This window comes from Hyunsoonleella jejuensis, from assembly GCF_900111025.1.
GTDB lineage: Bacteria > Bacteroidota > Bacteroidia > Flavobacteriales > Flavobacteriaceae > Jejuia > Jejuia jejuensis.
Genome location: NZ_FOFN01000001.1, coordinates 531,417 through 555,040, shown reverse-complemented (window position 1 = coordinate 555,040; position 23,624 = coordinate 531,417). Strand labels below are relative to the sequence as shown.

The window sequence follows — 23,624 nt, the reverse complement described above, 5'->3', positions numbered from 1 at the left end:
ATTTACTATTATGTTTAATGTTTTGTGCCGAAAACAAGGCTGTTAATAGTCATCAGCAACTTAACCCTAGTGGTCCTTGACACTGAGATTAAATGCGCCCTAACCCATTTTGATATACTTTAATTTATTAAATTTGAGGATATTAAATATAAATTCTATGAAAAAATTATTACTTCTCTTATCATTTATTTTATTTTCAATCCTTTTACCTGCGCAGAATTATTGTGGAGTTGATGCCAATTACACAGCTGAACAGCGTCAAAAATTTTTTAAACTACATGGTAAAACAATCAATTCTAAATCATTAGTTGTTAATCCAAGCCCTAGTAATATTCAAAGCATACCGCTTTCCATTTATTTTGTGCGCGAGACAAACGGTAATTTTTCCGTGAACAAATCTATAGAACCATTTTATAAATCTTTAATTGAGACCAACCGCATTTATAGCCAAATGGGTATTCAATTTTATGTTGAAAATTTTACATACTTGGATAATAGTGCATGGTTAAAGCCTACGCGTGGAGATGCTAATCATACGGCACTATTACAAAACAAAACAGCAAACACTGTTAACGTATGGATAAATGATGGATGGTCAGGCCCTGGCGCTGCAGCTACTGCAACTGGCTACGGAGGCGTTTCTGGTGTAGAACTTTTAGATATTTCAGAAGCTACAGTACCACATGAATTTGGACATTTTTTAACTTTAGCCCACACTTTTGATACTAGCGCAGGGGTTGAACTTGTAAATGGTAGTAATTGTGCTACCGCTGGGGACAAAATTTGTGATACTCCAGCAGATCCTGGTGTAGGCGGCATTACCATAACTAACTGTGTAAATGCAAGCAATACCACAGATCCTAATGGTGATTTATATAATCCTCCGGTAGCAAACATCATGTCTTATTATGGAGGGTTTTGCGGTTTTGAATTTACACCAGGCCAGTATTCGGCTATGATTGCAGGGTTTGAGCAGTGGCATACGGGTTATATTGGTAATGGCCAAATAACAACTGTTCCTACTGGTCTTGCTATAGCCAATAACGGCGGCTATGATGAATTATCATGGACCAATGCAGCTAATCAAGTTGGTACTCAGATAGAATATTCTTTAGATGGAGGCACCTCATGGAATGTTATGCTTGGGACTCCCGCATCAGAAAACACGGTAATTCTATCGGATGTTTTGGCAGGTACTAATTATAAAATAAGAGCGAGACACTTAAATAGTAAAACCTATTCAGCTGTTTCAGATTATGCACCCGCGGTAAGCCATCCGCTTAAGCCTTATGTAGTACATAGAGATGAAGATGTTTTACCAGGTATTGGAGAGTTTAGTCTTGCAAATACGGCTATCAATAATACTTCAAATTTAAACAACGTCTTTACCGTAAACACCTATACCACCACTCCTGAGTTATTTATTGGCGGATCTTATGATGCTACAATGAAAATTATGACAAATAATTTAAACCAAGGAGGCAACGCCTTCTTTCTGGTTTATTTAGACGAAAATGGTGATGGTGATTTTGATGATGCCGGAGAATTGAAATTTCAGAACCCAGATAACAACCTTCAATTTACCGTTAATACCACAATAGATGTAGGGCCTAATGCCACGGCAGGTTTTACGAGACTTAGGGTGCGATGTACATCACAAAACTCTACAGAAAGTCCAACCGATTTTTATAATTTTAGTGAGACTGAAGATTATGTCGTTAAGCTTGTTGCGGAACAAGCCCCTCAAAATTTGATGGCTACATTTAATAATACGACCAAAGAAGTTGATTTGAATTGGACAGATGCCCTTGATAGCTATCCATTTATTGTTGAACGAAGTATTGATGGCATTAATTTTATTGAAATTGACAAAACTGCTGATGGCACCGTTAATACTTTCAGTGACACGATGGCGCCACCAAATACTCAAGTTGAATATCGTGTAAAAAAAGAATCTGGAAGTGTATATAGCGAGTCTGTTATTATTAATACCCCTGACTACAGTTCAAATTACTGCCCACCATCGAGTGCTAGTGGTTGCGGAAACACTTATGGTATTTCTAAAATAGCCATTGCTAGTATAAATTTTGAACATGTTTCAACAAACGCTGACTGTGGAACCACAGATAACGATGGTTATTCAGATTATTACAGCACTCCTGCCATAAATTTAGTTGCAGGAAATTCATACACTATTGCAAGAGAAAATCAAGGATTCGGTACTGTGGGCTATTTTCAGGTATATTTAGACACAAATCAAGATGGTACTTTTAGTGATTTAGGAGGGAATTTTGAACAAGCAACAATCAACATTAATATCCCTAGCGATGCAGTAAATGGCGAAACTAGAATTAGATTTCGTTCTTATTTCAATCCCATCTCAGGAGCCTGTGATTCTGCAGCTTTCGGTGAAACGGAAGACTACAAAGTAGTGATTACTGGAGGTAAAGAATCTACCGTAATAAACGCCATGGCAGGTAATGCGGCCGACACTTCATTAGATTTAAGTTGGGATATTGCTTCTGGAGCAAACCCTACAGGATTTCAAATTAATGTTTCTACGGATGGTATTAATTTCACGCCATTAGCCACTCTTGGAGCTTCAGACAGAAGTTATACAGCAAATGGTTTGACTCTTGGTACGAAATATTTCTTCGAAATTATTGCTACAGGAACGCAGAATTCTGAGGCCAAATTAGTGTGGAATTCAACTACAGGATCTCTTAGTGCTGATAGTTTTGATACAAATGCCATAGCTAAAGTGTTTCCTAATCCAACCAATGATGGTAAGGTATTTATAACAACCAAGCAGGCAATTAATTCTATAAAAGTATTCGATATTAGAGGTGTATTACTTAAAAATATAAAACACATTAAGCCTAATAGTCAGGGTGCCTATACCATTGACCAGCTAGCACATGGATTTAATATATTAATGATTAATATAGATGGTACTACTATTGTTAGAAAAATAATGGTGAGATAATTTCTGCCTATTCTGTTTTTGTTATCCAACGCTTATAGAATAGGCTTCATTTAGGTTTTAACAAGCGAAAAAAACTGTAGATATAAACCGATAAATCGTCTATATTTGCAAATTACATCTGGTTTTTAGATTCCTTTATGAAAAACATTAGAAATTTTTGCATCATTGCACATATAGATCATGGCAAGAGTACATTAGCAGACCGTTTGCTAGACCACACCGGTTCTGTTACGGCCAGAGAAAAGCAAGATCAATTATTAGATAATATGGATTTGGAGCGCGAACGAGGTATCACCATCAAGTCGCACGCCATACAAATGGACTATGAATATAACGGAGAAAAGTATATTTTAAACTTAATTGATACTCCAGGTCACGTAGATTTTTCCTATGAAGTATCACGTTCTATTGCTGCATGTGAAGGCGCACTTCTTATTGTAGATGCAGCACAAAGTATTCAAGCACAAACGATTTCTAATTTATACCTTGCCTTGGAAAACGATTTGGAAATTATACCTGTATTGAACAAGGTAGATTTACCAAGCGCAAACCCAGAGGAAGTTACCGATGATATTGTAGATCTCCTAGGTTGCGACCCCGAGGAGGTAATTCACGCCAGTGGAAAAACTGGATTTGGTGTAGATAATGTCTTATCTGCCATAATTGAGCGTATTCCTGCACCTAAAGGTGACCCTAACGCACCATTACAAGCCTTAATTTTTGATTCTGTTTATAATACATTTCGCGGTATTGAAACCTATTTTAGGGTGTTTAATGGTGAAATTAAAAAAGGGCAGCATATAAAATTCGTTGCTACAAATAAGGATTATTATGCCGATGAGGTTGGGACGTTAAAACTAAATCAAGTAGCAAAACAAAGTATAAAAACCGGTGATGTAGGTTATTTGATTACAGGCATTAAAACTGCAAAAGAAGTAAAAGTAGGTGATACCATTACAGATTTTGCAAAACCAACTACTAATATTGTTGAAGGCTTTGAGGACGTAAAACCTATGGTATTTGCGGGTATTTACCCTGTAGATACTGAGGATTATGAAGAACTTCGGGCTTCTATGGAGAAGTTACAACTAAATGATGCTTCTTTAGTTTTTCAACCAGAGAGTTCAGCAGCCTTAGGGTTTGGGTTCCGTTGTGGGTTCTTAGGTATGCTTCATATGGAAATTATCCAAGAACGTTTAGAGCGAGAATTTGATATGACGGTAATTACCACTGTACCAAACGTATCCTATCATGCGTTCACTAATAAAAATCCAGATGAAATTATTGTTGTAAATAATCCGTCAGATTTACCAGAACCTTCAACTTTAAATCGTGTTGAAGAGCCTTTTATAAAAGCTACAATTATCACAAAAGCTGATTTTGTTGGTAACGTTATGTCTCTTTGTATAGAAAAACGAGGGCTTATTATCAATCAAACCTATTTAACCACAGAGCGTGTTGAATTAACGTTCGAAATGCCTTTAGCCGAAATTGTTTTCGATTTTTATGACAGACTAAAAACCGTTTCTAAAGGCTATGCCTCATTTGATTACCATCCAATTGGAATGAAGCCATCTAAATTGGTGCGTTTAGATATTTTACTGAATGCCCAATCTGTTGATGCGCTTTCAGCATTAATACATGCCGATAATGCACAGCACATTGGAAAAAAAATGTGTGAAAAATTAAAGGAATTAATTCCTCGTCAACAATTCGATATTCCAATCCAAGCTGCCATTGGTGCAAAAATTATATCTAGAGAAACCGTAAAAGCACTTAGAAAAGATGTTACGGCTAAATGTTACGGTGGTGATATTTCTCGTAAACGTAAACTTTTAGAGAAGCAGAAAAAGGGTAAAAAACGTATGCGTCAAGTAGGTAATGTAGAGATACCTCAGCAAGCGTTCATGGCAGTACTAAAGCTTAATGATTAACCAGAAATTCCTTTGAAAAAAAGGGATCTCTTTATTGATAACAAAACTTAATAGTACCAAAAAAAATACTCGCATTGTCTCTAGTGTGGAATTTAGCTAAATCCCAGCTATAAACTAATCCAAAAAGCTTCTATTAAGAGCTATTCCCAAAACTGGAATAGCTTTTTTATTTTCTTCATACTTTTTAAATAAATCATCGATATTCTTCAATAGTAATTACTATAACTCCAAAATTTTTATTAAAAATTTCTTGTAAAGTAAAAAACACCTGTTTTTCTTTAAAAGTGTTTTCATTTAAAATTGTTAATAAATTATTTTGTAAATTACCTCTCTAGCATTGCTATGTTAAGCAACATATTGCTAGGTATCCCAAAAACACAGTGTTTTAATCGGTTGGCATAGGTAGTAGGTTGCTCGAAAATACAGAAGTTGTTATTAACAATTTCGCATTGTTTTGTAATGTACCTTATTATATTTCAAACGATTACAACATTATAAAACTGATTTAATAATTTTTAAAATAATAGTTAAAAAAGAAGGTATTGTATCCTACTAATTTCTTTCTTTTGATGTTGATTTTATAATTGAAAATCCTTACTTAATTTTATATGAAGGCACTTTTTTACACACGAGAATTTCCACCATATGTTTATGGAGGCGCTGGCGTACACGTTGAATATTTAGCAGATGAGCTGTCGAAACTAATGGAACTGGATGTAAGATGTTTTGGGGATCAAAATTCTAAAGATGGTAATTTAAGTGTGAAAGGGTTTCCTTTTGAAGATGGGGTTTTTAAAAATTCAGATGATAAACTAAAATCGGTTTTTAAAACGCTAAGCACCTCGCTTCATATGAATGCCGATGCGGTAGATGCTGATGTGGTGCATTGCCACACATGGTATGCGCACTTTGCTGGTATTATTTCAAAATTGTGCTATGGCACACCATTAGTAATCACCACGCACTCGTTAGAACCATTGCGCCCATGGAAACGTGAGCAATTGGGCAGAGGCTACGATGCCTCTTCTTGGGTAGAAAAAACGGCTATTGAAATGGCGGATGTCTTAATTGCCGTATCTGAAGAAACCAAAGAAGATGTTATTAAACATTTTAATGTTGATGAAGATAAAGTTAAGGTGATATACAACGGTATTAACTTGCAACAATACGTGCAAACTTCTGAAAGTTCAACACTTGACGAATATGGTGTTAACAAAAACAAACCTTATGTGCTTTTTGTAGGTAGAATTACGCGCCAAAAAGGTATTATTCATTTAGTAAATGCTATAAAGTATATAGATCCAGATACACAAATAGTACTTTGTGCTGGTGCTCCTGATACCAAGGAAATTGGTAAAGAAATGGAAGATGCCGTAAATGAGGTGAAGCGAACACGTGATAACGTGATTTGGATTGATAAAATGGTAACTAAGCAAGAGATTATCCAACTGTACTCTCATGCCGATGTGTTTTGTTGTCCGTCAATTTACGAGCCTTTCGGCATTATTAATATTGAAGCCATGGCCTGTAATACGGCAGTAGTTGCTAGTGCGGTAGGTGGTATTAAAGAGGTAGTAGTTCATGGCGAAACCGGTCTGTTAATTCCGCTAGAACAACAAACCGAGGCACCTTTTGAACCTATTAATCCTGATAAATTTGCTAGAGATCTGGCAGATGGTGTAAACAAAGTGATTTCAAACAAAGACCTTAGAGAATCTATGGCCACTAAAGGAAGAAAGCGGGTAGAGGATTATTTTGATTGGGTGGCAATAGCAAAACAAGTAGAAGAACTATACAGATCATTAATATAAAACGAAACAAAAATTACTAAAAACAACTAGATATGATTAATAATAAGGTGTTGTCTATTATTTTAGGTGGTGGACAAGGATCAAGACTGTATCCTTTAACTAAGGACAGATCAAAACCAGCAGTTCCAATCGCAGGGAAATACCGTTTGGTAGATATTCCTATTTCAAACTGTATCAACTCTGATATCAAACGCATGTACGTTTTAACACAATTTAATTCGGCATCGTTAAATCGCCACATAAAAAATACATATCACTTTAGTTTTTTTAGTAGTGCTTTTGTGGATGTACTAGCTGCAGAACAAACACCACAAAACAAAACTTGGTTTCAAGGTACTGCTGATGCCGTGCGCCAAAGTATGCATCACTTTTTACGACATGATTTTGATTATTTTTTAATACTATCAGGAGATCAATTATATCAAATGGATTATGATTTGATGATAAATGCTCATGAAGAAAGCGGTGCGGAAATTTCTATTGCAACAATACCGGTAACAGCTAAAGAAGCCACGGAGTTTGGAATTTTAAAATCTGACGATAAAAATGTCATCACATCTTTTATAGAAAAACCAGCTGCAGACCTATTACCTGAATGGATTTCAGAAGTAAGTGGCGATATGAAAAACCAAGGACGTCATTATTTGGCATCCATGGGTATTTACATTTTCAACAGAGATTTGCTAGTGAAACTTATGGAAAATCCTGATACTAATGATTTTGGTAAAGAGATTATCCCTGGCGCTATAGATAAACACAAAACCTTGAGCTACCAATATGAAGGCTATTGGACAGATATTGGAAATATCGACTCGTTCTTTGACGCAAATATTGGTTTAACAGACGATATACCAAAATTTGATTTATACGATAAAAGTAAGCGTATTTACACTAGGGCAAGAATGTTGCCAACTACAAAATTAGCCAATACGGTTGTTGAGAAATCTGTTATTGCGGAAGGGTGCATCATCAGTGCAGCTAAAATTGAGAAATCTGTTATTGGTATCCGTTCTAGAATTGGAGACGAATCTACAGTTATTAACACCTATATGATGGGTTGTGATAAGTATGAAACACTTGAGGAAATAAATCAAAACAAGACTGAAATTCTCATGGGAATTGGGCAACGTTGTTTTATTAAAAATGCTATTATTGATAAAAATTGTCGTATTGGTGACGATGTAAAAATTAATGGAGGAAAGCATTTGGAAGATACAGAAACTGACGACTATTGTATTAAAGACGGTATTGTGGTGATTAAAAAAGGAGCTGTTCTACCAAAGAAATTTACCATTCAATAAATCTCATCTTACTTTTTTAACCAACAAACTAGTATGCAAGACCAAAAAAGAGTTGTAATAGACTATGTTTCACCAAGTGTAAATTGTGGTGATTTTTATATCAAACGTATTGTAAATGAAATTGTTAATGTAAGAGCTTTTATTCTAGCCGACGGCCATGATGTATTGGGAGCTTCAGTGTTGTTAAAGCACGAGAGCGATAAAACCTGGAGCGAATTTAGAATGACCTTAGATTTTAATGATGAATGGCAAGCTACTTTTTCAGTAGAAAAACAAGGGTTTTACAACTATAAGGTTGAAGCATGGGTAGATTACGCCTTAAACTGGCAACATGGTATCATTAGAAAGATTGAAGATGGCCAATATGTGCGTTCTGAATTGTTGGAAGGCGCTGAATACGTCACTCAAATTCTAAAAAAGGTATCTTCAAAAGAGGACAAAGACTATTTAAAACACCTTGAGTCTATTTTTAAAAATGAAGATGCTTATGGTGAAGCTATAAATGAAGCGGTTTCAGATAAGCTTCATAGCATTTTCTATAACCATCCTATTAAACATTTAGAAAACACCTCTAAAACGTTTCAGGTGTATGTAGACAGAAAAAAAGCGAGGTTCAGTACTTGGTACGAGTTTTTTCCCCGTTCTGCTTCACAACAAGAAGGGGTACACGGTACGTTTAAAGACTGTGAGCGTTTACTCCCAAGAATAAAAAATATGGGGTTTGATGTAGTGTACCTACCTCCTATTCATCCTATTGGTGAAGTAAATAGAAAGGGTAAAAACAATACCACTGAAGCAAAAGAAGGCGATGTTGGTTCTACGTGGGGCGTTGGTTCAAAACATGGAGGCCATAAAGCCATACATCCACAATTGGGTAGTTTAGATGATTTTAAGTCCCTAATTCAAAAAGCAAAAGAGCAAGATTTAGAAATCGCTATGGATTATGCTTTGCAAGCAGCTCCAGACCATCCTTGGGTAAAAGAGCACCCTCAATGGTTTAAATGGCGACCTGACGGTACTGTGCAATATGCCGAAAACCCACCAAAAAAATATCAGGATATTTTACCCATTTATTGGGAAAGTAAAGATTACAAAGCACTATGGGACGAATGTCTAAGTGTTTTAATGCATTGGATAGATTGTGGTGTAGAAATTTTTAGGGTAGACAACCCACACACAAAACCTTTCTATTTTTGGCATTGGATTATTACCAAAGTAAAAGAAAAGCACCCTAATGTTATATTTTTAGCTGAAGCATTTACAGCTCCAAAAGTAATGCAACAATTAGCAAAACAAGGCTATACCCAATCCTATACCTACTTTACTTGGCGAAATACCAAACATGAATTAATAGAGTATGTTGAAGAATTAACCAAAACAGAACTTCGGGAATACATGCAACCCAATTTTTGGCCAAATACGCCAGATATTAATCCATTTCCGCTTCAAGGTACTGGAGAATCTAAACATATACAACGCTATGTATTGGCCGCTACCTTAAGCTCCAGTATTGGTATTTATGGGCCAGTTTTCGAGTATATGTTATCTGATTCATTGCTTGGTAAGGAAGAATATCTCAATTCTGAAAAATTCCAGATAGCACATTACGATTGGAATATTCAAAATAAGCTCACCACAGTGATTGCGAAAATCAATTACATCAGGCACCATAATGAAGCACTTCAGCAAACAAACAATATAAAATTTTGTTATGTTGAAAACGATAATTTAATGGCCTTTTACAAATGGAACGACGCTAAAACCAATCATATTTTTGTGGTAATAAGTTTAGATGCGCACAATTCGCAACAAGGCACCGTACAACTACCGTTACATGAATTGGGCGTTCACGCGGGACATCATTTGGAAATGCATGATTTAATAACCGATAATCGCTACAACTGGCATAGTGAATGGAATTTTGTGGAATTACACCCCACACTACCGTTCCATATTTTCAATATTAACAAGTAAATATATGCCCGAAACCGCTTCTAAACATAACATAAAAGCACCTTTAGTTTTTGATGTTGCCTGGGAACAACTTCTAGACGACTCTAACTTTATAACAGTGTTTTTATCTGATGTTTTAGAAGAGTACATTCAAAAACAGCGTTGGTATGGTGGAAAGGCCAGCAAGTTAAAATACATAGAATTATCTGAATATTTTAGGATTCAGCAGAATGAAGAAGTGTATTACGGATTGATATTAGAAGTAAATTTTGTTGAAGCCTTTTATCAACACTATTTTTTACCTATCGCTTTTGTAACCGATGAAACCTTAGCAGATAAAGACAGAATATTACCCATTTCCATAAATGGTAGCGAAGGCTATATAATTGATGCCGTTAACCTTGAAGCCTTTAGAAAACTGGCTTTCGAACGTATTTTAACTGCCGAACCAATAGACCGTACTAAGGTGAGGTACCATAAAAGTGCTTTACTTGAAGATACATCATACGTATCATCAAAATTTATGGGCCTAGAACAAAGCAACACATCCATTATTTATAACAATGGTTGCGTATTAAAGTTCTTTAGAAGGATTTACTCTGACAAGAATCCTGACTACGAAATGAGCCGATACTTATCTGAAAAACAAGATTTTAAAAATACGCCTCCGTATTTAGGGAGTATCAATATTATTGATTCTGAAAAAGATATCATCACGATTGCCCTAATGCAAAAACTAATTCCAAACGAAGGGGATGCGTGGGATTATATGTTAAAGGAGTTTCAAAGGATATTTAAAGCGTTTCATGATAAAAATATCACGATAAGCGATGTTCCAAAAACAGAGCAATTTTTAAAACTTAACATTAATGATATCCCTCCAATCCTGATAGATTGGGTTGGTTTAGATTTTTTAAAGAAAATTCAAACTCTAGCAAAGCGTACTGCAGAGATGCACGTAGCTCTAGGCTCGGAGTTTGAAGAAATGGCATTTACACCGGCGCATTACAATGGTGATTATGAAGTTTGGCTAAAAAACAGATTGCTGTATCAGTTTCAAAATAGATTAAATACAGTAGAAAATAGTCTGCACAAACTAGATGGGATGGCACTGGAGTTGGCTCGGGAATTTTTGAATAAAAAGAATAGTATTAGAAAACGTTTTGTGAATTTTGATTGGACCAAACTTAAAGGGCAACGCATCAGGGTTCATGGTGATTATCATCTAGGGCAAATTTTAGTAAAAGACAACGATTTTTATATCTTAGATTTTGAAGGGGAGCCCGAAAGTACCATTCGTGATAGAAAAGTAAAACAACCTCCTTTAAAGGATGTGGCCGGTTTATTCAGGAGCTTTCATTATGCCATTTATACCACAATTTTCAATTATTCTGAAACAGAAAAAACCGAAGTGCTTTTTTCGGCAGGAGAAGTACTATATGATTATATTAACGGTTTATTTTTAGGTACTTATATTAGTGAAGTTAGAGATGCTAATTTAAATATTGGTTATAACCAAGAACGCATATTTTTATTAAAATACGCCTTATTAGAAAAGGCTGTTTACGAGTTAGGTTACGAGCTTAATTCTCGTCCGCAATGGGCAATTATTCCTTTAAAGGGAATTTCAAACATTATAAATAACTAACAACAAACTATGGCACACGTTAAACCGTACAGTTTATTTACAGAATTCGATATTAACCTCTTCAAAGGAGGAAAACATTTCCGCCTTTATGAGAAGTTCGGGTCGCATCTTGTTACCGTTGATGGTATTGAAGGCACATATTTCGCTGTTTGGGCACCAAGCGCCAAACAGGTCTCTGTAATTGGAGATTTTAATTTTTGGATGGAAGGAGAACATCAACTTAATGTGCGTTGGGATGCCAGTGGTATTTGGGAAGGCTTTATACCATTAGTTGGAAAAGGCGCTATATACAAATACAAAATACAGAGCCATCATAATGATGTAAAAACCGAAAAAGCAGATCCGTATGCAAGACGCTGTGAGCATCCACCAAAAACGGCCTCTATTGTTTGGGACGATAATTACAAATGGAAAGACAGTAATTGGATGAAGAAACGTAAAAAGAATAACGCTATTGATGCGCCTTATTCTGTTTACGAAGTACATTTAGGCTCGTGGAAAAAAAACGTAGAAGAAAACCGTTTCATGTCATATCATGAATTGGCTGATGATTTAGTAAACTACGTTAAGGAAATGAACTTTACACACGTAGAGTTAATGCCTATTATGGAATACCCATACGATCCGTCTTGGGGTTATCAATTAACGGGCTATTTTGCCCCAACATCACGCTATGGTTATCCAGAAGAGTTTAAATTCTTAGTGGATAAGCTCCATCAAAACGATATAGGTATTATTTTAGATTGGGTGCCATCACACTTTCCTGAAGATGCACACGGGCTCGGGTTTTTCGACGGATCACATTTATACGAACATCCCGATAGGCGCAAAGGTTACCACCAAGATTGGAAAAGTTTAATTTTTAACTATGAGCGAAATGAAGTACGTTCGTTTTTAATCAGCAATGCTATTTTTTGGTTAGACCAATATCATGCTGACGGATTAAGAGTTGACGCCGTTGCCTCTATGCTATTTTTAGATTACTCTAGAGAAGATGGCGAATGGGAACCAAATATTTACGGTGGAAGGGAAAACCTTGCTGTTATTGACTTTTTAAAGCAATTAAACGAAGAAGTTTATGCGTCTTTCCCAGATGTGCAAACCATAGCTGAAGAATCTACGGCTTTTCCAATGGTATCTAAACCAACTTTTATGGGAGGCTTAGGTTTTGGAATGAAATGGATGATGGGCTGGATGCACGATACATTGGAATATTTTGCAAAAGACCCTATATATAGGAAATATCACCAAAACGAAATTACTTTTAGTTTGGCATATGCATTTACCGAAAATTTTATGTTGCCACTATCGCACGACGAAGTAGTATACGGTAAAAACTCCATTTTAGGACGAATGCCTGGAGATGAATGGCAGCGTTTTGCAAATTTAAGGTTGTTATATGGCTATATGTTTACGCATCCTGGAACGAAACTTTTGTTTATGGGTGGTGAATTTGGGCAATACAATGAATGGGATTTTCAGGGTAGTTTAGATTGGAATTTATTAGATTTTAAACCCCACGAAGACACTCAAAATTACTTTAAACACCTAAACAAACTTTATAAAAATACACCAGCGCTTTATGAAAAAGCCTTTACTAATGAAGGATTTGAATGGATTAGTTATGACGATCATGAAAATTGCGTGATTTCGTATATGAGAAAAGGTTATAATGAAACGGAAAGTGTAGCTGTGGTATGTAACTTAACACCTTCCGTTAGAAAAAATTACAAAATAGGCGTACCCTTTAAAGGTAAGCTTGTTGAGATTTTTAATAGCGACAGTAAGGAATTCGGAGGAAGCGGTATTGCTAATAAAAAACAAATCACAATTAAAAAAGAAATTTGGAATGGTAAGGCATATTCTGCAGAAATAACACTGCCGCCTCTTGCTATTACTGTTTTTGAGTTTAAATAAAATGCCCATAGAAGAAAATTAGATTTATCTTAAGGTGCTACTCGGCGCTTATAAAACTATATTTTAAAGTGCGTAATTACCGTATTGCGCACTTTTTTTAATGTTCGGTTTCAAAAAAGAAGCTTTTAAAGTAATTTCTTAACAATATTATACTGTTAAAAGCGGTTTTTTCAAATTCCATCACCAACTAAGACCATAAAAAATAGCCAATTAATACATTCTTAAAAACTTAATAGTTTAACCTAACTATTATTATATTTTGTCTAATTAATTAACCCTTTTTTTTATAAAAATAACGTATTCAAGCATTTAAAATTTAGTACTTTCGTTAATTAATTTTAATACTCGTTTGCATGATATTAAATACAGAATTAGAATATAAAGGGAATTTATTTCCGTCAAAAATAGTCAAGTACGAAAAAAACCTTAACGTGCTCTCATTTACTGCCGATAATGGCGTAGTTTTAGAAGTAACCGTACGTCGCGATAGTATTTTGCGATTCAGGTTTACAACAACTGGTATTTTTGAAAACGACTTCTCTTATGCTATTACAAAATATGCAAGTAGAGGTTACAACCACTTAGAAGTAACCGAAGATGATGACTATTACATTATAACAACATCAAAGTTAATCTGTAATATTTCAAAAACAGATTTAAGAGCTTCCATTTTTGACGCTAAAGACAAAACCTTAATTTGTGAAGACGAACTAGGATTCCACTGGGAAGAAAGTTATGAGTTTGGTGGTGATGTTGTAAAAATGTCTAAAACGGCACAACCTGGTGAAAGCTACTATGGCCTTGGAGACAAGCCTGTAGACAACAATCTAAAAGGTAAGCGTTTTGAAAATTGGGTAACGGATTCTTATGCTTACGGAAGAGAAACAGACCCTATCTACAAAGCAATTCCGTTCTACACAGCGTTACACCATAAAAAAGCTTACGGTATCTTTTTTGATAATACGTTTCGTTCGTTCTTTGATTTTTGTTCAGAACGAAGAAATATCACAAGTTTTTGGGCGCATGGTGGGGAAATGAATTATTATTTTATTTACGGGCCCGAAATGTCTGAGGTTGTCGCCAATTATACAGACTTAACTGGTAAGCCACATGAAATGCCTGCACTTTGGACTTTAGGGTACCACCAGTGTAAATGGAGTTATTATCCAGAGTCGAATGTAAAAGAAATCACTGCGAAATTTAGAGAACTACAAATTCCTTGTGATGCCATTTATTTGGATATCGATTACATGGAAGGGTTTAGATGCTTTACTTGGAGTAAGGAATATTTTCCAAACCCTAAACGCATGGTAAAGGAATTGGCGGATGATGGTTTTAAAACCATTGTTATTATAGATCCGGGAATTAAAATAGACATGGATTATTCTGTGTTTAAGGAAGGGCTAGAAAAAGATTATTTCTGTAAGCGCGCTGATGGCCCATATATGAAAGGTAAGGTATGGCCTGGTGAATGTTACTTCCCAGATTTTACCAATCCAGAAGTAAGAGACTGGTGGTCTAATCTTTTTAAAGAACTAGTAGAAGATATAGGGGTAAAAGGTGTTTGGAACGATATGAACGAGCCTGCAGTAATGGATGTTCCAGGAAAGACTTTCCCTAACGATGTTAGGCATGATTATGACGGGAACCATTGTAGTCATAGAAAAGCACATAACGTTTACGGTATGCAAATGGCACGCGCCACATACCAGGGCTTAAAAAAATTCTCTTATCCAAAACGACCTTTTGTGATAACAAGAGCTGCTTATTCTGGTACACAGCGTTATACCTCAAGTTGGACAGGTGATAACATCGCAACCTGGGATCACTTAAATATTGCAAATCTACAGGCGCAGCGTATGGCAATGTCAGGATTCTCATTCGTAGGATCAGACATTGGTGGTTTTGCAGAGCAGCCTAACGGTGAATTATATGCGCGTTGGATACAATTAGGTATTTTCCACCCATTCTGCAGAACGCATTCTTCTGGGGATCATGGAGACCAAGAACCTTGGGCTTTTGGAAAAACCATTACAGATGTTGTAAGAAAGTTTATTGAGTTAAGGTACCAGTTATTACCTTACTTATACACAGCGTTTTGGCGATATGCAGAGGAAGGTATTCCAATTTTAAAATCATTAGTACTTTACGATCAAGAAGACCCTCAAACACATTACAGAAACGATGAGTTTGTTTTTGGTGAAAAAATATTGGTGTGCCCTGTAAACGGCCCTAACCAAAAAGGTCGCCGTATGTATATTCCAAGAGGTAAATGGTATAATTTCTGGACGGATGAGTTGGTTACGGGAGGACAAGAGATCTGGGTTGATGCAGATTTAGACAGTATGCCAATTTTTGTTAAAGAAGGTGCTATAATACCTAAATATCCTATTCAACAGTATGTTGGTGAGAAAACCATTGATGAATTATCGCTCGATGTATATTATACAGAAGGTAAAGAAGAATCTATGGTATATGAAGATGCTAATGACGGTTATGATTACATTAAGGGTAGATATAGTTTAAGAACATTTAAGTTGCTAGGAAAGAAAAATGAGTTGATTATCCAGCAACACAAAACAGGGAAGTTTACAACAACATACAAGACCTTTAAGCTGAAATTACATGGGTTGCCTTTTAAAATTAAAAAGGTACAAGTGGATAATGTTGATATTAACTTAAAAGACTTGAAGATTAACGGAGATAATTCTTTAACCTTAACAAAAGAATTTACTGAATTGCATATTGTTGGGTAAAATATCTCAATTTATAGTAATGAAAGCCTTTACTTAAAGAAATAAGTAGAGGCTTTTTTTATTACCTTCATCAAAATCAATTGGAGTAACACAAAAATAAAAATTCCACCATTTCATTACCTTTAACGCCACAATTCCTATAACTTGAAATATACCTACCCAAAAAAAGAAAAACTCAAAAGCAAAAAATTGATAGACCAGCTTTTTGCTGAAGGACAATCAGTTTCTGCTTTTCCTTTGCGTCTGGTATATTTAAGCACGACTTTTAATGAAGACGTTTTGGTAAAAACCGGAGTTTCGGTTAGTAAACGTCATTTTAAAACCGCAGTGGATAGAAATAGAATAAAACGTTTACTAAGAGAGGCTTACAGGTTAAATAAATCGCATTATTTTAACAATTTAACAACACAACACGCGTTTATGATTTTGTACATTGGCAAAGAAAAACCCACATTTGCCCAAGTTGAAACCAGTATGAAACGGCTATTTGAAAAATTTCTAACCGTCGGTTCAAACGATTAAAACATGTGTTATGAAATTATTGTCCTACTTTTTGCTGCTTACATTGCCTTTATTGTGCTCGTCCCCTCCATCAGAAAATGACACTTTTACATCCGCTCCTGAAACTGTTTACAAAGACGCTTCGACTATTAATGGTTTGGTATCACCCATACCCGAAGAAGCGCCTCAAAAAATAATAAAGACCTCCTACTTAAAATTTGAAACACAGGACTTAGAAAAAAGTTATCATCAAATTATTTCAGCAGTAAAGGCCAATAAGGGTTTTGTGCAAGACGATAACTCTAATAAATCTTATAACACAATTACAAGGAGGTTAACTATAAGAGTTCCAACCTCAAACTTTCAACCCACAATAGATTCTATTAGTAAAAATATATCTTATTTTGACAATAAACGCATTTCAGCCAAAGATGTAACTGAGGAGTTTATAGACTTAGAAGCACGATTAAAAGCAAAACAGACTTTAGAAAAACGTTATCTAGAGCTTTTAGACAAAGCTAAAAATGTTAAGGAAATTCTCGAAATTGAACGAGAATTATCTAATATTAGAGAAGAAATTGAAGCAAAACAAGGGCGTTTAAAATACCTTCAAAATAAAGTATCGTTAAGTACAATTGATATTGAATTTTATAAACTAACCTCTGAAGCCCCAATAGCATCAAGTTATGGCACAAAAATGTGGAATGCAGTAAAAGGCGGTTTTAATGGTATTTCAATATTCTTTTTAGGCCTGCTTTATATTTGGCCTTTAGTTATTATCGTTGGGGTTGGTGTGTTTTTGTTAAGGCGTTATCTTAAAAAAAATAAAAAATAATAGTTCTCATGAAAAAACTACTTCAAAAGAAAATATTGGTTCCAACATTTTTATGTGTTTTGTTCTTAAGTACAACAGCATTTAAAAATGATTTTTTTGAAATAGCGAAGCAAATAGAAATTTTCACTACGCTATATAAAGAAATCAATATGAATTATGTGGATGAAACCAATCCTGCAGATTTAATGGATACAGCCATAAAAAGTATGTTGGACGATTTAGACCCTTACACCCGTTTTATGAACGAACAGGATGTAGAGGCTGCAAGAATTAATAACACGGGAGACTATACTGGTATTGGTGCGCGCGTAAAAACCTTAAAAGATAAATTGGTTATTGTAGAACCTTACAAAGATTATCCCGCAGATAAAGCCGGCTTAAAAGCTGGGGACGAAATTATAAAAGTTGGAGATATTCTTGTGTCTGACTACAAGGAAGATTCTGGAAATTTGCTTAAAGGCGCCTCCGGAAGCACAGTAAATGTTACTTTTAAAAGGAATAATGAAACAAAAACCGCGACCATAGAACGTGCAGAAGTTGATATAAAAGCCGTACCTCATTACTCTATGGTAGATAAAAAAACAGGGTATGTGGTATTGAGTAAATTTAACCGTAAAGCTTCTGCTGAAACCAGTTATGCCGTAAGAGACTTAAAAGCGCAAGGTGCTGAACGCCTCATTTTAGATTTAAGAGGTAATCCTGGTGGATTGCTAAACGAAGCTGTAAATATTGTAAATCTATTTGTGCCAAAAGGCCAATTGGTGGTTACTACAAAATCTAAAGTAAAAAAATATAACAAACAATACTTTACAACTAGGGATCCTTTAGATACCGAAATTCCATTAGTGGTTTTAATAGATGGTTCGAGCGCATCGGCCAGTGAAATTGTATCAGGTACTTTACAAGATTTAGATAGGGCTGTAATTGTTGGTGCGCGCAGTTTTGGCAAAGGTTTGGTGCAACGCCCAAAACAACTTACTTATGGCACACAAATAAAAATTACTATTTCGAGGTATTATACACCCTCTGGAAGGTGTATTCAATCTTTAGATTATTGGAATAGAAATGAAAAAGGTGAAGCGGTTCGTGTAAAACAAGAAAACTACAATGAATTTAAAACCAAAAACGGGCGTAAGGTTTTTGATGGTGGTGGTATATTTCCTGATGTTACAATAAATAAAGTAAAAAACACCACAATTACAAAAGCCATACTTAGCAGCGATTTAATTTTTGATTTTGCAACGGACTATTATTATAATAACCCGTCATTACATATTGATAATTTAAAATTAAATGATACTGATTTTAATGCATTTAAAAAGTATTTAGATAATAACAATTTCTCCTTTACAACCGATACTGAAAAAGCACTATATAAGGCTTATGAGACTTCTATTAAAGAAAATTTAAATGATGATATAAAAACAGATTACGACGCATTAATTTCTGGCTTAAAAGACTCAAAAGATCAGGCCATAGATGAACACAAAGATTTCATTTTACAATCACTCACGGAGGAAATTGTAAAGCGTTACGCTTATCGCGAAGGTTTGTACGAGTATTATAAAAGTAATGATGAGCATATACAGAAAAGTGCGCAAATCCTCGGTAATACCATGACGTACATGGATTATTTAAGGTAGATTTCTAAAAAATACTATCTTTAACCTTTAATAGATTTTCCCCAAGAATGCATAGACTACTTGTAATCATATTGTTATGCTTTCAAATATGTGTAGGGTTTTCTCAAACCCAATACACACACGATGTATATTTTAATACTGACGAATTTGTAGTGCCTAAAACGGAAGAAAATCGGTTACTCCTTTTTATTTCCAAACTTCAGGATTTAGAAATTGAATCTATCGTAATTTATGGTTTTTGTGATGATGTAGGTGCAGATTCTTATAATATGATACTATCTCAACAACGTGCAGATGAAATTAAAACGATTTTCTCAAATAATGAAATAAGCGAATCCTTAATCAGAAATGTTGATGGCAAAGGGGAAATACTTCTTAAAATAGTTGACGAAAAAGACATTCTTAAAATTAGGGGGCTTAATAGAAAAGTAGAAATTATTGTTACTGAAAAAGTACCCGAGCCCAAAGCTAAACAAGAACCGGATACAGAACAAATAACTGAAAACCTTACCGTTCCAGAACGCATAAAGGGAGATTTAAACGTTGGGGATAAAATTATATTTGAAAATATTCTTTTTAAAACGGGATATAGTACCGTTGTATCTTCCTCGAAAAAAACATTGGAGGAAATAGCGAAAGCTTTAGTTGAGCGCGATGATATTTATTTTACCATTCAGGGCCACGTATGTTGCACTAAATACACAAGAGATGCTGTTGATAAAAGAACTAAAAAACGAAATCTTTCGGTTGCCAGGGCTAAATATGTGTACGATTATTTTGCTAAAAAAGGCGTAGATAAAAAACGTATGCGTTTCGTAGGTATGCGAAGACGTTTTCCCTTGGGTGGTGACCCAAAATTTGATAGGCGCGTAGAGATTTTAATTACGTATGTTGGAGACAACACTAAATAATTAGTGATGTGCTACAAATTTTACCCTTTAGTTAGCTTGTTAATTTTATCAACTCTTATAGGGTTTTCTCAAAACACCTTTGTTCCAGATGATAATTTTGAGCAGATACTTATTGATTTAGGTTTTGACACCCTTCCATTAGACGACTATGTACCAACAGCAAATATTATTAATGTTCAAAGTTTAACTTTAGGTAGTAGAAATATTCAAGACCTCACTGGGATAGAAGGTTTTGAGGCATTAACACAGTTATTTGTTCAAGGTAATAGATTGAGCACAATAGATGTGAGTGACAACAAAAATTTACAGATTTTTTGGTGTTTTAACAATATGTTACCTAGCATCGATGTAAGTAAAAATTTAAACCTAACTTCTTTTCGATGCGAAGGGAATGGTTTAACAACTTTAGATATATCTAATAACACTGAATTAACCGTTTTAACTTGTGAAAACAATAATCTTTCAACATTAGATGTGTCTTCAAATTTAAAATTAAGTAGGTTAATTTGTAGTAATAATTCTATTAGAAATTTAGATTTAAAAGCGAATATTAATCTTTCTCAATTGAATTGTGATGGCAATAATCTTACTTTATTAAACTTAATTAATAATACTAAAATTAATATTCTAAACTGTTCTAATAATTTTATTACCGAACTCGACTTGTCTTTACAAACTGAATTAATCGAGTTGAATTGTAGCAACAATGAGTTATGTTATTTAAATTTAAATAACGGAAATAATGAAGATACCATATTAATTGATTTTACTGGTAATATAGATTTAACTTGTGTCGTTGTAGATGATATAAATAGTGATCGATCTTTTTGGGCTCCTTTAAATTTCCTAAATTATGTTATATCTGTAAATGAATGCAATATGAGAATACCTGTTGATAGTTTTGAGGACTTTATAGGGATATCATACACTTTGCCAAAATTAATTCATGGAGATTATTATAGCTCTTCTCAAGGAGGTGGGGTACCTTTGTTTGAAGGTGAAACAATAATGTCATCACAAACAATATATATATATAATGAGGATGATTGTTTTAGTAATGAATCTAGTTTTAAAGTTTTAATAACAGAAGACTGTTATTTAATTCCTAAATATTTTACTCCAAACAATGATGGTAAAAATGATGTTTGGAAAGTAATTGATAATAAAAACTTAATAAACAATATTTCTATTTATAACAGGTATGGACAGTTATTAAAATCTTTAAATTCAGCATCCGAGGGCTGGGACGGGACATTTAAAAGTAAAGACTTACCTAATGATAGCTATTGGTACGAAATAGTGTTAAATAACAAAGAAATTATAAGAGGGTATTTTGCTTTAAAACGATAATTATATCTAGAAATAATTACATACGAAGAGCTTAATTGATCTCTGTCAAAACAAATTCTATTTAAATAAAACCTTTTTTAATTGAGAAACAATCTCTACTTTTTCTCTTTTTTCCTTTTACTAATCAATTTTATTGGTGTAGCTCAAAACACCTTTGTTCCAGATGATAATTTTGAGCAAGCTTTAATTAATTTAGGCTACGATGTTGCACCTCTAGATAATTTTGTGCCAACAGCAAACATTAACACTGTAAGAGAGCTAGATGTCTCTTTATTGAACATTAACGATTTAACCGGAATAGAAGATTTTACAGCCTTAGAAGTATTAGATTGCTCTGAAAACGATTTGACGGCACTAAACATCTCTAACAATACAAATCTGATTCAATTGTTTTGTGCTTTTAATGGTATTACCGCTTTAAATGTCTCTTTTAACCCTAGATTACGCATACTTTGGTGTAATTTTAATAAAATCCCAACTTTAGATCTTTCTAATAACCCCAATCTATTGTCGTTAATTTGTAATAACAATTTATTGTTAGAGCTTAATGTTTCTAATAACACATCTTTAAACACGCTTTTCTGTATTGGTAACCAATTATCAAATATTGATGTTAGTTCGAATACCGAATTACAAATTTTTCATTGTGGAAATAATGATTTAAATACGCTTGATGTTACTAATAATCCTTTGCTTTTGGATTTTAATTTTGAGTATAATAATATAGAGACTATTGACTTATCCTTTAATAGAAATCTAAGATGGCTCTATTGCTTATCAAATAATCTCAATGCACTAAATCTTACAAACACTACTGGTCTACAAGTATTAAGCTGTGGTGAAAACCAACTATCAGAATTAAATCTAAGCGTTAATAATAATTTAGAAGAACTGTATTGTCAAGGTAATTTTATTGAAGCGCTTGACGTTTCCAATAATTCACTATTAAATATTCTTGACTGTAGTAATAATAAGTTATGTCAGTTATATGTTAATAACTCTAATAATACGAACATGCAGCTTTTTGATGCCACTTTAAACGGTGAGCTGGTTTGTGTTTTTGTGGATGATGTTCTTTACAGTACAACAAATTGGACCAATATTGATACACAATCTAGATTTGTTGCTTCTAGGGATGAATGCGCGACCGTGGTAAATGATTTTCTTGAAATTGATGTTCTTGATGATGTAGTTGCACCATCATATACACTTCCCATTCTATCATTTGGAAATTATTTTACACAAGCTTTTGGTGCAGGAGTACAATTAAATGCTGGTACCAATATTACCACATCACAAACCATATATATTTATATTAAAAATAGTTGTTACGAAAACCAATCTAGTTTTAACGTATTTATTTCAGATAATGGTGTATTTATTCCTAAGTTCTTTACACCAAATAACGATGGGAAACGAGATTTTTGGCAAGTACGTGATACTAATAATATTGTGAACACAATTTCAATTTACGATAGGTTTGGAAAACTTATTAAATATCTACCCAGAAATTCTCAAGGTTGGGATGGTACCTTTAATGGACAGCGTCTACCAAACGATAGCTATTGGTACGAAATTACCTTAAATAATAGAGAAATATTAAGAGGTTATTTTGCTCTTAAACGTTAAACTTATGTTTTAATCATAGCTATATGTGGAATACCATCTTCTAAATAAGATGTTCCTAGATGTTTAAAACCTAAATTAGTATAAAATTGTTTCAAATATTCTTGAGCTGAAATTTTTATTTTGCTTTCATTAAAATACGTTTCTATTGCATCTATAGAAGCTTTCATAATGTCATATCCATATTTATAGTCTCTAAAGTCTTGTTTCACAACTACCCTACCAATGCTAGCTTCTTTAAAATAATCACTTGGCTTAAAAAGTCGCGTATATGCTACTAATGTTCCATTTTTAAACCCTAAAACATGTAACGCTTTTTGATCTTTACCATCAATATCTTGATATACACAGTCCTGTTCTACAACAAATACCTCACTGCGTAATTGAAGCATAGCGTAAAGCTCATTTATACTAAGTTCTTTAAAATATTTTACTTTAATATCTATCATAAC

The 23,624-nt window shown here is 34.2% G+C and carries 15 protein-coding genes; 14 read left to right on the top strand and 1 reads right to left on the bottom strand.

The features are described from left to right. Window positions 1-157 precede the first annotated feature (157 nt). The 14 genes from BMY39_RS02330 to BMY39_RS02265 all read left to right on the top strand — a co-directional run bounded on the left by BMY39_RS02330 (window position 158) and on the right by BMY39_RS02265 (window position 23,175). Window positions 158-2,986, top strand: coding sequence for a GEVED domain-containing protein (locus BMY39_RS02330; RefSeq protein WP_092574888.1), 2,829 nt, complete (start codon window positions 158-160; stop codon window positions 2,984-2,986). Window positions 2,987-3,123: 137 nt separating this feature from the next. Beyond that, window positions 3,124-4,920 (top strand): translation elongation factor 4, encoded by a 1,797-nt coding sequence (gene lepA / locus BMY39_RS02325; RefSeq protein ID WP_092574887.1) that lies wholly within the window; start codon window positions 3,124-3,126, stop codon window positions 4,918-4,920. Between the two features lie 608 nt (window positions 4,921-5,528). Then, window positions 5,529-6,731, top strand: a complete 1,203-nt coding sequence (gene glgA / locus BMY39_RS02320) for a glycogen synthase (protein ID WP_092574885.1) — start codon at window positions 5,529-5,531, stop codon at window positions 6,729-6,731. Between the two features lie 32 nt (window positions 6,732-6,763). Beyond that, entirely contained in the window at window positions 6,764-8,032 is a 1,269-nt protein-coding gene (locus BMY39_RS02315) for a glucose-1-phosphate adenylyltransferase (RefSeq protein ID WP_092574882.1), read from the top strand. 33 nt (window positions 8,033-8,065) lie between these two features. Continuing rightward, window positions 8,066-10,006 carry an alpha-1,4-glucan--maltose-1-phosphate maltosyltransferase gene (locus BMY39_RS02310; protein ID WP_092574880.1) on the top strand — a complete coding sequence of 647 codons (1,941 nt, stop codon included), beginning with the start codon at window positions 8,066-8,068 and terminating at the stop codon, window positions 10,004-10,006. A 4-nt stretch (window positions 10,007-10,010) separates the two neighbouring features. After that, entirely contained in the window at window positions 10,011-11,633 is a 1,623-nt protein-coding gene (locus tag BMY39_RS02305; RefSeq protein ID WP_092574879.1) for a trehalose synthase, read from the top strand. Window positions 11,634-11,642: 9 nt separating this feature from the next. Then, window positions 11,643-13,550, top strand: coding sequence for a 1,4-alpha-glucan branching protein GlgB (gene glgB / locus BMY39_RS02300; protein WP_092574877.1), 1,908 nt, complete (start codon window positions 11,643-11,645; stop codon window positions 13,548-13,550). Between the two features lie 353 nt (window positions 13,551-13,903). Beyond that, a complete protein-coding gene (locus tag BMY39_RS02295; RefSeq protein WP_092574875.1) occupies window positions 13,904-16,306 on the top strand; it encodes a glycoside hydrolase family 31 protein in 2,403 nt (800 codons plus the stop codon). Between the two features lie 144 nt (window positions 16,307-16,450). Further along, the gene (gene rnpA / locus BMY39_RS02290; RefSeq protein WP_092574874.1) at window positions 16,451-16,828 is read left to right on the top strand and encodes a ribonuclease P protein component; all 378 of its coding nucleotides are present in this window, start codon (window positions 16,451-16,453) and stop codon (window positions 16,826-16,828) included. A gap of 10 nt (window positions 16,829-16,838) precedes the next feature. Then, window positions 16,839-17,642, top strand: a complete 804-nt coding sequence (locus BMY39_RS02285) for a DUF4349 domain-containing protein (RefSeq protein ID WP_092574872.1) — start codon at window positions 16,839-16,841, stop codon at window positions 17,640-17,642. Window positions 17,643-17,650: 8 nt separating this feature from the next. Continuing rightward, a complete protein-coding gene (locus BMY39_RS02280; RefSeq protein ID WP_092574870.1) occupies window positions 17,651-19,285 on the top strand; it encodes a S41 family peptidase in 1,635 nt (544 codons plus the stop codon). Window positions 19,286-19,332: 47 nt separating this feature from the next. Then, on the top strand, window positions 19,333-20,196 hold the full coding sequence (locus tag BMY39_RS02275; protein WP_092574868.1) for an OmpA family protein: 864 nt from the start codon (window positions 19,333-19,335) through the stop codon (window positions 20,194-20,196). A 36-nt stretch (window positions 20,197-20,232) separates the two neighbouring features. Then, window positions 20,233-21,546 carry a T9SS type B sorting domain-containing protein gene (locus BMY39_RS02270; protein ID WP_177176528.1) on the top strand — a complete coding sequence of 438 codons (1,314 nt, stop codon included), beginning with the start codon at window positions 20,233-20,235 and terminating at the stop codon, window positions 21,544-21,546. 81 nt (window positions 21,547-21,627) lie between these two features. Beyond that, complete coding sequence (locus BMY39_RS02265) at window positions 21,628-23,175, top strand: T9SS type B sorting domain-containing protein (RefSeq protein WP_092574864.1); 1,548 nt, start codon at window positions 21,628-21,630, stop codon at window positions 23,173-23,175. A gap of 2 nt (window positions 23,176-23,177) precedes the next feature. On the opposite strand, the gene BMY39_RS02260 is transcribed toward BMY39_RS02265, so the two are convergent. Further along, complete coding sequence (locus tag BMY39_RS02260) at window positions 23,178-23,621, bottom strand: GNAT family N-acetyltransferase (protein WP_092574862.1); 444 nt, start codon at window positions 23,619-23,621, stop codon at window positions 23,178-23,180. Window positions 23,622-23,624: the final 3 nt, after the last annotated feature.

What these genes read in the sequence shown, in the direction of transcription:
- BMY39_RS02330 (WP_092574888.1), top strand. Translation starts at nt 158, where the DNA reads ATGAAAAAATTATTACTTCTCTTATCATTTATTTTATTTTCAATCCTT.
- lepA (WP_092574887.1), top strand. Translation starts at nt 3,124, where the DNA reads ATGAAAAACATTAGAAATTTTTGCATCATTGCACATATAGATCATGGC.
- glgA (WP_092574885.1), top strand. Translation starts at nt 5,529, where the DNA reads ATGAAGGCACTTTTTTACACACGAGAATTTCCACCATATGTTTATGGA.
- BMY39_RS02315 (WP_092574882.1), top strand. Translation starts at nt 6,764, where the DNA reads ATGATTAATAATAAGGTGTTGTCTATTATTTTAGGTGGTGGACAAGGA.
- BMY39_RS02310 (WP_092574880.1), top strand. Translation starts at nt 8,066, where the DNA reads ATGCAAGACCAAAAAAGAGTTGTAATAGACTATGTTTCACCAAGTGTA.
- BMY39_RS02305 (WP_092574879.1), top strand. Translation starts at nt 10,011, where the DNA reads ATGCCCGAAACCGCTTCTAAACATAACATAAAAGCACCTTTAGTTTTT.
- glgB (WP_092574877.1), top strand. Translation starts at nt 11,643, where the DNA reads ATGGCACACGTTAAACCGTACAGTTTATTTACAGAATTCGATATTAAC.
- BMY39_RS02295 (WP_092574875.1), top strand. Translation starts at nt 13,904, where the DNA reads ATGATATTAAATACAGAATTAGAATATAAAGGGAATTTATTTCCGTCA.
- BMY39_RS02285 (WP_092574872.1), top strand. Translation starts at nt 16,839, where the DNA reads ATGAAATTATTGTCCTACTTTTTGCTGCTTACATTGCCTTTATTGTGC.
- BMY39_RS02280 (WP_092574870.1), top strand. Translation starts at nt 17,651, where the DNA reads ATGAAAAAACTACTTCAAAAGAAAATATTGGTTCCAACATTTTTATGT.
- BMY39_RS02275 (WP_092574868.1), top strand. Translation starts at nt 19,333, where the DNA reads ATGCATAGACTACTTGTAATCATATTGTTATGCTTTCAAATATGTGTA.
- BMY39_RS02260 (WP_092574862.1), bottom strand. Translation starts at nt 23,621, where the DNA reads ATGATAGATATTAAAGTAAAATATTTTAAAGAACTTAGTATAAATGAG.